We start from the raw sequence: 12,081 nt of genomic DNA on the forward strand, positions 1-12,081 counted from the left end.
AATATTCAACTTAGTGTGTTATTTGTGGTTTTGTTCCATCTTGATCAATAGTTGTTTGATGTCATCTTTGGCACCCGTAATGTGCTTTTTCAAAAATGCACACGCTTGCTCCACATCTTTATTCTTACACAGCTCTAGCAACGTTCTATGCTCTTCTGGTGCGGTATTAATGCCACCAGCTAACAAAATATGCATACGCACATAACGTTCAGAGTTTTTACTGTATACATCGACTAACTCAGCGGTTTGTGGACGTTGAGCTTTGCTGTAGAGCTTAGAGTGAAACTGAGCATTGAGTTTACCTGTAGCAGACTCGGTATCGCCCGCTGCTGTGGCTTCTTCAAGGTCAAACAGTATCGCTTCAGCTTCTAGTAAATCTCTGGGAGTCAGGTTTTCTATTGAATGGCTCAGTAGTTCAGCTTCTAACAATGCTCGTAAGTCAAATATTTCATCTATTTGTTCAGCGCTTAACTGTGTCGCTGTGGCACCTTTATGCGCCTCAAAATTAACAAGCCCTTCGGATTCTAATTGCAAAAGTGCTTCTCGTACTGGAATACGGCTAACATTTAGCTCATCGGCAAGTGCGGCTTGACGCAACGGTTCACCCGCTTTGATTTCACCAGATAAAATCTTTTCTCTAATTGCTTCAGCAACCAATTGCGTACGTGTTTTATGCTCGATAGCCATAATGTTCTCTCAAATTGCATTTAGCATACATTATACATAGATTATTGATTATCGCCATATTTACAATGAGATCTTCGCTACTACCTTACCCAAGTTCTCATTCTCGTGCAAAATTGCATGTGCTAAATCAATCTCAGAAAACTCTACTGTTTTAAAAATAGGAATAGACATTTTTTCCGTAAACAAGGCGTTAGCGAATTGTTTTTTAAACTCTTTAACTAATGTTCTTTTGTATTGCTGGTCTCTATTTCGCAAAGTAGAGCCATGCAGATTGAAGCGTTTGGCCAGTACTTGCGCCATATCAAGCTCCACTTTGCGTCCACCCAACATTGCTAAGTTGATACAGTGACAATCCATCGCCGCAACCTTTACGTTCTTGCTAACATACTCACCAGCAACGGGGTCAATGATCACGTTGGCTTCAAGACCCGCGGCTTTCATCACCGTTACAAAATCATCTTGGGTGTAGTTTATTGCCAGATCAGCTCCAAGTTGACGGGCATACCGACATTTCTCCTCATTGCTTTGTGTTGTGATTACGCTTGCACCTATCGCTTTTCCTAACCTGATGGCGGCACTCCCTACCCCAGACGCTCCACCATGTACGAGCAGCGTTTGTCCTTTTTGTAAACCACCAACCCTTAGAGCAGCATCAAACGCTGTTAAATAAACCTCAGCAAGGCTAGCTGCGGATTCAAAGCTCTGCGCATCTGGTATCTCAAACAACTGTTCTGCGTCGATACAAACATATTCAGCGTATGCTCCACCTGCCGTAAGCGCAAACACCCGCTTATTTATGAGTCCCTGCAGTTGTGTATCACCACATTCGACAACCGTTCCCGCAGCTTCCAACCCGAGAATATCACTGTCACCTTGTGGTGCAGGGTATTTCCCTTGCTTTTGCAACAGATCAGCGCGATTTATACCAAATGCCGACACCTTCACCAGAACTTCGTGTTCTTTGGGCTGAGGAATTTGGGTTTGCGCGATGCTCAGTTTTCCAAAATCGTCATGGCTAATATAATTCATTATTGTTTTATTTTGCTCGACTGACATTTTGCTTGCTCCAATATTTACCGGTATCCATTTGATTATGATGCTATAACATGCCTAGCATTAAACGCTAGTCCATTGTTGATTCTGTATTTAACTTAAAAGTGACTCCTAGATAATGCCCCCGCCTAGCGCTGCGCCACAGTTAAGCATATAAACGTATCTACACCAAAAATGTCTTATTTGTGAGTCACGTTAGATAACCAAATGTCCACTTGTGTAATTATTTTTCAATTTAACGGTCTATTATTGCATACCCAAACTGGAATTATATTTATGCACACTCCTATTGTATTTAAATCTATGCTTTGCGTGGTTTCGTTGCTTGCTACTCCATTAAAAGCAGTAGAAGTTCAGTACACAAACTTATCAAGTCTAAGTGAATCTCATCAGCAAAAAGTTGAAAACTGGATTGATAGTGGACTTCGAAGCACTTTTAAAACACTAGGCGCTTTGAAACAAAATGTTTTACCGGTAAAGTTACAGCCCAGATATTTTGCATTAGAACCCGTGCCGTGGGCCAGTGTTAAACGTGGTAAGTTTGATGGGATTGAGCTGCATTTTCACCGCTACGCAAGTGAGTCTTCGTTAATTAAAGACTGGACGCTTTACCATGAGCTTTCACATCTATATCACCCTCTATTTGACTATGATTACTTTTGGCTCAGTGAGGGCCTTGCCACTTATTTGCAGAATATCATCATGCTAGACAATGGCATTATCAGTTACAGTGAATTCAAAGAAAGGTTGAGCGCGGGGCTCAAAAGGGGCCGCCAGCAGAGTTATGCGATTAAGGGGCCGCTGAGCGAAGTGGCTAATGATATGTGGCAACTTGGCGCGCAACAAAGGGTATATTGGAGCGGTACCGCATTTTTTATTGAAGCTGAATTAGCATTAAAAGCACAAACAGGAGCATATACATCGGTTGTTGAGCTCATCAAGCAGTATCAACAATGTTGTAAACGCGCCAATCACTCCGCTCAGCAATTCTTAACAACGCTAGACAAGCTATCAAAGAGCGCTATTTTTTCTACCCTTTTTAACAGCTATGCTATGCGTCAAGACTTTCCCGTTATCACTCAATCGCAACTTAACTTGCTGAGGTTCTAATTACATCATCGCTAAAATGTATAGTAACAGTACGACCATGGCTGTTATCTTCGCTTTTATATTGCCACTGATATTGAGAGGTTAGCCTTTGCGTTAATTCAAGTCCGAGGCCAAACCCTAATTCATTGTTACTGTTCTCAGGAGCTTTGTCTTTGTTGCTTATAACAACGTGTCGCCCACGCTGTTCAATATTAACCAGCCCCTCATTGGTATGCACAAAAGCATTTCTTATGATATTACTCAATACAATCCTACATACAGTTTCGGGTAAAGCGAATGTGGCCTCATCAGTTTTAATCGCAACAGTCACGGGCTTATCATTAAGCAAATACGTGAGCTGTGATATGAGTTCGTTGATTAAATCAGCCAAAGATACCTGTGTTGTTGGTACTTTCTTCAATACATCACGATTAAGCCACAGCAATGTATCCATTAGTGATGCCATTGTCAGCGTTGCACGTTCAATTCTATTTACACATGTAAGCAGCTTTTCCTTGGGTAAATCACTCTCTAGCATCTTCTTTAGTAACTCTGCGTTACTGCGTGTAACAGCGATTGGAGTGCGTAATTCATGACTTGAATAGGCCAAAAAACGTTTTTCTCGCTCTACACTTTGTTTTACGCTGCGCATACTCTCGGCAATCATCACTGCTAACGTATTAAGTTCGCTAAAACGAAACTCTGGTAATGGTTGTTCTAATTTAGCTTCATCTAAGTGCCCTGCCCAATTTTTTAAACGCTCGACCGGTCGTGTCACTTTTCTTAACACCAAAACCAGAACAATCACAAATACGGCTATGGCAGAAATGGCCGTGGCGATGATAATCACAAAGTGAGGAACTTTGGGTAACTCCAACAATGTATTATCTTTAGAGCTAAAAATAGTCGCCACATAAACAGTCTGAGCCTGATTTTTAACTTTCATGGCAAAATACCCCTCAACGGGTGGCGAAAACCATCCACCTCCGACCATATGCTTGTTCAACTCGTTGAATTCCATCGCAGCTTCATTTATGTTTAGTTGTATTTGTTTTGGCATGTCCCGCCATCGCGACGAAATAATATACTGCTGGTTTTGCTTTGCCTCACCTTTTGTGATTTGCGTTGGCGTATTAGCTAATGTATGAGTGCTAACATCAAACTGTTTGGCTTGTGCATACATAATGCCGCGCATCGCAACGTCCATCCCTGTTGCAAAGTAATGCATACTCAATGCTGACAACAGCACTATGCTGCTTATCCCTGTCAACAGCATGGCAATCAAAACGTAAATACGTAAACTGATCCTGATCTTCATCAACTACCCATTTTCTTTATCACAAAGCCTTTACCACCTACCGTGTGTACAAGCTTTAGCGCATAATTTGCGTCAACCTGCTTTCTAATATAAAACATATGAACCTTTAAGCTGTTGCTATCAGGGGGGTCATCGGCCCATATCGCCTCAATAATTCGCTTTCGAGAAACCACATTAGGACTCTCACGCATTAACAACTCCAGTATTTTAGTGCCAATGGGTGACAAGCTGAGCAACTCATCACCTCGATATGCCTCCTGACGTTTAACATCGAGATGTAAATTTTCTACCGTTAGACGCATAGCTTGACCGCTTTTACGTTTGGCCAAAACTTTGGTTCTTACTACGAGTTCTTCCATCGCAAATGGTTTGATTAGATAATCGTCCGCTCCCTTTTCAAACCCAGTTAGCTTATCTTCCAAAGTATCTCGTGCTGTGAGCATAAGTACCGGAGTGTCTACCCCTTTGTTGCGTATTTGCTCGCACACTTCTAAGCCATTGACTCTTGGAAGGTTCAAATCCAATATGATCACGTCAAAGTTATGTCTTTCAATTAAATTGATTGCCAGAGCTCCATCGCTGGCATGATCACAATAAACATGCTCCAAAGCGAAATAATCCACAATAGCTGCGGCAAGGTCTCTATCATCTTCAACGAGTAAAACACTTTGCTGTGTATTATTCATGACGTGCACCTTTTATTTGACCGATGTGCCCTAAGGTTACCTTTTTCAGCGTTTTTATAATTTCACCACTTCGCTTTTGATTTCTAAGCGTATTCTTCGTTTCTTCCAATATTAATAATAGAGTTGGCGTCAGAAATAATGTAATTAATGATGCGAATAAAATTCCATAACCTAACGCCGCCGCTGCGGGGATCAAAAATTGTGCCTGCAATGATGTTTCACTTAGAAGCGGCAACAAACCAGCAAAAGTTGTGATAGAGGTTAGAAGTATTGCTCTCAATCGCGAGTGCGCAGCCATACTCACCGCTTCCTTGACTGATAAGCTTCCCTCTTTTTTCAACTGGTTATAACGATTAACTAAAAGCAAACTGTCATTTACAACGACCCCGCTCAACGCCAATATTCCATTAAGAGACAGTATGCTAAGAGTCAGACCATTGATCCAGTGTCCTAAGATAGCGCCTACTATCCCAAAAGGGATCGCACTCATTATAACCAAAGGCTGTAAGTAAGATTTCAACGGAATTGCAAGCAGTGCAAATATGGCAACAAGTGCTAGTACAAACATATGCACCATAGAGCTACCCGTTTCTTGTTGCTGTTGAGCCTCACCAGCGAACTCAAAGCTCACATCAGGGTAACGTGATACCAACTCCACTAATGAAGTGTCACGCAGCAGCTTGATCAATTCATGTGGTGCTACCGTTGATTTATCTAGTACAGCGCTGATAAACACAGACCTTTGCCCATTTGTTCTTTTGATCTGTGCACTTTGATACTGGCTGGTGACTTTGGCCACATCGCTCAAAGGCATACGAACGCCATTTGGCGTGGTGATATAAGCTTGGAGTACATCATCGAGTGTCTGTCGTTGCTCTTCTGGATAACGAACTCGCACTTTGATCTCATCTTCACCACGCTGAAAACGTTGAACTATATCACCACCGAAGTTTTGCAATACTTGTTTGGATAACTCTGCACTGTCAAGACCTAGCGCTCTACCATAATCAGTCAATTCGAAGTAATACTGAGGCTCTCCTAAGTCTAGGTTATGGTCAACACCACTGACGCCTTCCTGACGTTTAACCTCTTCTAATAACTCGTTACCCGCTTTTTTTAGTGCTTCACTGTTTGACGACTTTAAAAGCACCTTAAAGTTATCAATCATGCCTCTTTTAGCGAGTACTTTGGTTTTTTTAACCCCTTCGAGCGTACCGGCTGATTGACGCCACATATCTGCAAATTCGTAAGCGCTATAGCTGCTATTTTTAGCCAATTCAACTGTCACGGAGCCTTGCGTATCACTCTCGGCCAGTACCTGTATGCTGGTGATAAAACTGTTCTGTGTTTCGCTGCTTTGCTCATATTTCTTTCTTAACGTACTATCGCTATAAATAGCCAAATTTTCTAATATCAATAAGTTTTTATGAGTTTGCCCAAAGCTTGCGTCATTGTATAAGGTTATATCGGCACTCACAGTATCTCCTGGCACTTCGGGGAAAAATGCCACCCTTACTTGGCCACTAAATGGCAATGAGATCACGCCAATCATCAGAGCGATAAATACAGTGATTACTTTCGCTTTATGGTTTAACGCATAAGCTAAGCCTTTTTGATATAGATGTTCGTTAAAATAGTTAAGCCCATTATCTGCACATGCACTGAGCTTTGCCCACCAACCAAATGACTGAGCTTTTTTACGTGTATTAATGTGTGTGAGGTGCGAAGGTAGTATCAGCTTCGATTCAATCAAAGATAACAACAAAGCTATCGCAACCACAGTGCCAAACTGCGCATATACCTGTCCTAAGCGGCCTTGCACGTTACTCAACGCCACAAATGCTACAACTGTCGTCAACACGCCAAATATTGTTGCCGCTGCCACCTTTTGCGTGCCCAAAATCGTGTTTTCATGAGTATCACCATATTGCGCTCTGGTATGATAGATACTTTCACCAACGACTACAGCATCATCAACAACAATACCCAATGCCATGATAAAGCCAAAAGTCGTCATTTCATTGAGCGTGAGACCTGCGAAGCTTTCAGTCATAAAGAATAACGTGCCGCAAAACACAAATGGCAGACCCATAGCAACCCAAAGCGCAACTCTCACATTCAAAAAAAGCGCTAACACAATGAATACCAATGCAATTCCCGTAAGCGCGTTTTTGATCAGCAAAGACAAACGTTCAGTGATCAGAGTACTTTTATCGAGCCAGCTTTCGATATGTATGTTTTTTGGCAGTATGGCGGAGTTTTGCCATTCACTGACCACTTCTTTAGCCTGTTCGACCATAGTAACGACATCACCAAAGTCATCCATAACAATTTCTAACGCCACTGCGGTCTTAGTGTTGTAGCGAGATACAGCGAAACTATCATCTTCAATAATGCGCGTGACGGTTCCAATGTCTTTTAGCGTTATAGAGCCACCGGAGGCAAAGCTCTTGATAACAATTGACTCGAAGTCGCCGACGCTAAATGCTTGATCAAGTACCTTAAGGCGAACCGATTTATCCTCATGCCTCAGGCTCGTGCCAATCGCGTATGAAGATTCTTTGTTGATTGCCTCAGCAACTTGCTTGAGTGTTAAACCATAGGCTTGTAGCGTTTGCTCCTCAACTTCTACAGATATCATGGCTTGCATCTTCGCTTTTATTTGTACGTCTTTGATATCGCTCTTTGCAAGTAACTGTGTCTTTAATTTAATGGCCCAATCATTCAGACTTTGTCTGTCTACATCTCCATAGAGTTGCACCCACAAAACGTGATCCTGACGTTTAGCTTTGGTGATTACAGCGGGTTCCGCTCGTTGTGGTAAATTATTAATAGCATCAACCTGCGCTTTTACATCTTGGTAAAGCGTGTCAATGTTATAACCGCTTTGCATTTCTATGCTGACATGCGCACCACTAGCATTTGAGGTGGAAGTAATATTTTTTATACCCCCTACCGATTGCAGTGCATTTTCGATTTTAATGGCTACACCCTGCTCTGCCTGAACTGGCTCACCACTGTCATAAACCACAGAAACAGAGACTGTATCTGGTTCAAGGCTCGGAAATGCCTCTTTGCGTAGGTTATTAACTGATAAAAGACCGACGAGTATCACAGCAACAAAAAGTAAATTGGCTGCGACTGAATTTTGCGCAAACCAAGCAATGATGCCAGACTGTTTATTTAGAGCGCTCATAGCATAGCCTCTTCAACGGCTTTGACCATCATGCCTTCAACAAAATGGCTTAAAGGTCTTTTTACGATTTTTAAAGATTGTGTTGTAAGTGGCTTTACAAACACTGATGAGCCTTGTGAAAATACTTTGTTGGCACTTTGTTTATGCAGCTGCCCCTGTTCATCAACAAACCAAACATCACCTGCTTGTGATATTGCAGACGCAGGAAGTTTGATCAACTCCTCTTGAACACCTTGCAACGTGACTTTGACAAAACTGCCAGCAAAGAGTGGTTCGTTATGCTCAAGTGGTCGCTCTACAACAACGATAACCGAACGTTGACGCGTGTTACTATCAATGTGACTTTCTATGCGCGACACATAGCCTCGCCATTGTGCTAAATCGTTATTTGTCAATTCAACACCGACAGGCCAAACATCTCGCTTTAACTCTCCGCTTACTTTTACATTCAGTTCCTGCCACTGGCGCTCTGATAATGGTATCTCGATTTCAGCCCTTTCTATATCGTACAACAAGCCTATGCTGGAATTTGCACTCAAATAGCTACCAGGCTGAATGTTACGCTCTACCACCAGCGCATCAAAAGGCGCTTTGATTACTGTGTTATCAAGCGCTACTTGTGCTTTTTTGAGGGCTTGTTGTGCATAAGCAAGATTCGCTTTTGCAGCGGCTAACTGAGGTTTTCTAAGTACAAGTGACGTTGCTTTTTGCCCACCTTCTTTGCCCAGTAACCACTCTTGGTAGGCGACTTCCCCTTGCCTTTTCTCCTCTTCTAATTCAAGTTCAGCCTGTGCTACTTGCGCCTTTGCCTGAGCAAGTTGAGTCTGATACGTGCTGTCTTCAATCGTTGCTAAGATTTCACCTTTTTTGAGTAATTGGCCTGATTTAAACTTATCGCTCAAAGAAACGACTTTACCACTTACATCACTGGTGAGGTTTAACTTAAAGCGAGGCGTTACCTCACCAAGCCCAGTTACAGTCGCCCGATATATATCAGCGTTGACATCAATAACTCCGATTTGAGGTAAGTTTGATTGCTCACTAATTGACTGCTCCATTAACTGATGCATTTTTTCTGATGTGTCTGTAACACTATGCGCTTTGTTATACATAAGCACACAGCAAAAAGCGCTCACGCTCATTATTACGCTTATTAACTTAAACTTCATCATAACCTCCTAAGACCAAGTCAACATTGAATGGTTGCTGTGTAAACATGCTGATTTAACCCCTATTTCGCTGATGCGATTAAAATATAGGAAAGTACGTATGCTGAAATAGTGGAACATATAGTTCGTCTCCGAATTTGAATTCGTGAAGTTTAAACTTTGAGCGGTTAAAGGAGGGTTAAGCTAAATTGAAAAGGGTTAATTTGAGCAAGGCAAGCCGTACGCCCATAGAAGCTTTTACATTATGCGCCGCAGGGTTGGCTGTGACTTCTACCTCTTTGAATTTTAAGGTTGGCAGCTCTATATTGTAATTTCAAGTTACGTATGTACAAGCTTTTCGTATAGTCATGGGCACAAGTTATTCGCTTCCATTTTTCTTAAAGTAAACACACCTTTCTAATAAAGATCTCCGTAATAGTAATTAAATAAGATAAGTGGTAAAAGTGTACAAAGTATAAAAACGAGAGCGATTGAAGTAGAAAAACGACCCAATCGCTCATAGATTAAGATTGCTATATTTTTTTGAGCTATATATGAAATTGAAAATGGCGGCAGAGAAAATTAAAAAAAACTCCATAGATGCAAAGAGGAAGCGCATGAACTGGCGCTTTATGGATGAGCTCATTCAAGCTGAATTTAATAGCTACAAATCCGATACTGATTCTGTTGATATTCTAGGGGGGCTTTATATAAGTAGAGCAAAAGACAATGAACCTTTAAAAAGCTCACATCTTGTTGGTTCCTGGTACATTAATTCTACACATATCTTAACGGGCGCTAGATTACTTGGCGTTCATGTTGTGAACCCTGAATCTAATAAATTAGAAATTGCCAAAGAAAAAAATGCACAGCTATGGTATTCCCAAAGTCCATCAGGTGATGTCCTTGTCTTTGTTGCCCCCTATCAGTCGGACGTTGGTAAGTTTAATGAAAGTGAGATAATAATTGGTAAATATCAAAATCCGTCCCAAGTTACATCTGAGGCCATAAGAAAACACTTTTCAATATTTTTCAAATACTGTAGTTGTACATCACTGCATTGTGCGTCGAACTTGAGCTGCTACTTATACAGGCAGTACCTTATTTTCAATGATTTCAGGTACAAATCCAGTTACAAACAAAAGCTATTAAGAACGATTGAGCGCTTGCTTATATTAATTATTGGCGGGGCTGCCGTATGGGCCTCACTGTATGCTGGCGGAAAAATATAACAGCGTATGTTGGCTGACTTATGTTGCGCAACGCTCCAAACAAAAGCAAATACGGCGTTGCCAACGTTTTATTTTGCCACTTTTTCGTAATTTAGCTTTAAGTAAAGACTAAATTTATTGTGCCACTACATCCTCTGTGCATTAAACACTCCACAAACTCATTGTTTTTCAACCTTAGAAACATAACGTAGAATGATTAATCCGAACAATGCTGAGAAAACAGAAGCAAATAAAATGCCTAGCTTTGCCGCGTTTAATTGCTCTGGGCTGTACGCCAAGTTGGCAATAAACAGAGCCATCGTGAAACCAATACCTGCAAGCATGCCACCACCGAAGATCATGCCCCAATGCAAGTCTGTTGGAAGCGTTGCAATACGTAGTTGAACCGCAATCCAACTGAACAGGAAAATTCCAATGGGTTTACCCAACACAAACCCAAGAAAAACCGCCATGGTTATTGAGGAAGTAAGACTCAGCTCAGCCAGTGGAATGCCAGCATTGGCAAGTGCAAATAAAGGCATCACAATAAAACCGACCCAAGGATGAAGCAATATTTCTAAGCGCTCAACTGGTGAAAGCGCTTCTCGCGCTGCCGCTTCGGCAGTTCTCAAAGCTTTACGGTCCGGTGTATCGCCGCTCCAATGCTCACCTGGAGGATAGTCCACCACACAGTCCATAATGGCATGAAGTCGATCGTTACTTACCCATTTATTGGTTGGCGTCAACAACCCTAATATGACACCTGTAACAGTGGCATGAATACCCGACGCGTCAACAGCCAGCCATATAAATGTACCAACCACAAAAAACACAGCGATACTTCGTATACCCACAAATGCCATGGTTTTGACAAGAACAAATCCCAACGAAGCAATACCAATTGCAAGCCAGTTGATGTTTCCACCATAACCAATAGCAACAACAATTATTGCACCTAGGTCGTCTACAACGGCTAACGACAGCATAAATACTCGTAAACTTTTAGGAATATTTTTACCAAGCAGCGCAAGGCAACCGAGCACAAATGCGGTATCTGTTGCCATTACAGTGCCCCAGCCATGTTGACTAGCCTGAGAGAACTGCAGTGATAAATAGACAAGTGCAGGCACTAACATGCCACCTAAAGCGCCAAAAACAGACAGCATGGCCAATCTGGGGTTACGTAACTCCCCCAATACCAACTCACGCTTGAGCTCTAAGGCAATCAAAAAGAAAAATAGAGTCATTGCCGCATCATTGACCCACGCTTCTATCGAGCGCTCAAACACAAACGTATTAAACTTAAAACCAATTGATATATGCCAAAAGCTTGCATATATCTCACTCAACGGTGAATTCGCCAAGCCTAGGGCTACTATGGTAGCCAGTAATAAGATAGCGCCCGCTGCCACCTCCACTTTAAAGAACCGCGAAATAGGCTGTACTATCCAGTCAATATGCTCCTTTGGTAACTCAGATGATTGACCCTTTTTTGAACCTGCCGAATAGTCACTCATGGTTTCTATTTACCCTCTTAGCGGTTCACAATGGTGACTTAACAACTTTTAACTCTCACCATCTAGTGTGCTTATCGCTGATCGTTTTCAAAAACCCTACATAAAGACAAAGTATAAAATCTACAAATCATAGCGTACCTTCACCCATCGCAATGTCTTTAGTTGCTTTATCAACA

At 41.8% G+C, this 12,081-nt stretch carries 9 protein-coding genes; 2 read left to right on the plus strand and 7 right to left on the minus strand.

The features are described 5' to 3' along the window. Positions 1 to 18: 18 nt before the first annotated feature. Together BIW53_RS04410 and BIW53_RS04415 are read right to left on the minus strand one after the other, a co-directional pair. Positions 19 to 687, minus strand: a complete 669-nt coding sequence (locus tag BIW53_RS04410) for a GntR family transcriptional regulator (RefSeq protein WP_070990605.1) — start codon at positions 685 to 687, stop codon at positions 19 to 21. 60 nt (positions 688 to 747) lie between these two features. Further along, on the minus strand, positions 748 to 1,716 hold the full coding sequence (locus tag BIW53_RS04415) for an NAD(P)H-quinone oxidoreductase (RefSeq protein ID WP_070990947.1): 969 nt from the start codon (positions 1,714 to 1,716) through the stop codon (positions 748 to 750). Between the two features lie 300 nt (positions 1,717 to 2,016). Between BIW53_RS04415 and BIW53_RS04420 the strand changes: the two genes are divergently transcribed. Next, a complete protein-coding gene (locus BIW53_RS04420) occupies positions 2,017 to 2,850 on the plus strand; it encodes a M61 family metallopeptidase (protein WP_245699354.1) in 834 nt (277 codons plus the stop codon). On the opposite strand, the gene BIW53_RS04425 is transcribed toward BIW53_RS04420, so the two are convergent. From BIW53_RS04425 to BIW53_RS04440, 4 genes are read right to left on the minus strand one after another with little or no spacing between them, the layout of a single operon-like run. Continuing rightward, a complete protein-coding gene (locus BIW53_RS04425) occupies positions 2,831 to 4,147 on the minus strand; it encodes a sensor histidine kinase (protein WP_070990607.1) in 1,317 nt (438 codons plus the stop codon). The two genes, BIW53_RS04420 and BIW53_RS04425, sit on opposite strands and share 20 nt — an antisense overlap. Continuing rightward, a complete protein-coding gene (locus BIW53_RS04430; RefSeq protein ID WP_070990608.1) occupies positions 4,147 to 4,833 on the minus strand; it encodes a response regulator transcription factor in 687 nt (228 codons plus the stop codon). Before BIW53_RS04430 ends, BIW53_RS04425 begins: the two co-directional genes overlap by 1 nt. After that, positions 4,826 to 8,029: an efflux RND transporter permease subunit gene (locus tag BIW53_RS04435; RefSeq protein ID WP_070990609.1), complete on the minus strand. Its 3,204-nt coding sequence runs from the start codon at positions 8,027 to 8,029 to the stop codon at positions 4,826 to 4,828. Before BIW53_RS04435 ends, BIW53_RS04430 begins: the two co-directional genes overlap by 8 nt. Next, positions 8,026 to 9,198, minus strand: a complete 1,173-nt coding sequence (locus BIW53_RS04440) for an efflux RND transporter periplasmic adaptor subunit (RefSeq protein WP_070990611.1) — start codon at positions 9,196 to 9,198, stop codon at positions 8,026 to 8,028. The genes BIW53_RS04435 and BIW53_RS04440 overlap by 4 nt, the downstream gene beginning before the upstream one ends. A gap of 533 nt (positions 9,199 to 9,731) precedes the next feature. Here BIW53_RS04440 and BIW53_RS04445 point away from each other — a divergent pair. After that, the gene (locus BIW53_RS04445) at positions 9,732 to 10,409 is read left to right on the plus strand and encodes a hypothetical protein (RefSeq protein ID WP_070990613.1); all 678 of its coding nucleotides are present in this window, start codon (positions 9,732 to 9,734) and stop codon (positions 10,407 to 10,409) included. Between the two features lie 158 nt (positions 10,410 to 10,567). On the opposite strand, the gene nhaA is transcribed toward BIW53_RS04445, so the two are convergent. Further along, a complete protein-coding gene (gene nhaA, locus BIW53_RS04450) occupies positions 10,568 to 11,905 on the minus strand; it encodes a Na+/H+ antiporter NhaA (protein ID WP_070990615.1) in 1,338 nt (445 codons plus the stop codon). Positions 11,906 to 12,081: the final 176 nt, after the last annotated feature.

This window comes from Pseudoalteromonas byunsanensis (genome assembly GCF_001854475.1).
GTDB classification, from domain to species: domain Bacteria; phylum Pseudomonadota; class Gammaproteobacteria; order Enterobacterales; family Alteromonadaceae; genus Pseudoalteromonas; species Pseudoalteromonas byunsanensis.

Bases quoted from the DNA above. Each gene is read 5' to 3' on its own strand.
- BIW53_RS04420 (WP_245699354.1), top strand. From the start codon at position 2,017: ATGCACACTCCTATTGTATTTAAATCTATGCTTTGCGTGGTTTCGTTG.
- BIW53_RS04415 (WP_070990947.1), bottom strand. From the start codon at position 1,716: ATGAATTATATTAGCCATGACGATTTTGGAAAACTGAGCATCGCGCAA.
- BIW53_RS04435 (WP_070990609.1), bottom strand. From the start codon at position 8,029: ATGAGCGCTCTAAATAAACAGTCTGGCATCATTGCTTGGTTTGCGCAA.
- BIW53_RS04425 (WP_070990607.1), bottom strand. From the start codon at position 4,147: ATGAAGATCAGGATCAGTTTACGTATTTACGTTTTGATTGCCATGCTG.
- BIW53_RS04430 (WP_070990608.1), bottom strand. From the start codon at position 4,833: ATGAATAATACACAGCAAAGTGTTTTACTCGTTGAAGATGATAGAGAC.
- BIW53_RS04445 (WP_070990613.1), top strand. From the start codon at position 9,732: ATGAAATTGAAAATGGCGGCAGAGAAAATTAAAAAAAACTCCATAGAT.
- BIW53_RS04440 (WP_070990611.1), bottom strand. From the start codon at position 9,198: ATGAAGTTTAAGTTAATAAGCGTAATAATGAGCGTGAGCGCTTTTTGC.
- BIW53_RS04410 (WP_070990605.1), bottom strand. From the start codon at position 687: ATGGCTATCGAGCATAAAACACGTACGCAATTGGTTGCTGAAGCAATT.
- nhaA (WP_070990615.1), bottom strand. From the start codon at position 11,905: ATGAGTGACTATTCGGCAGGTTCAAAAAAGGGTCAATCATCTGAGTTA.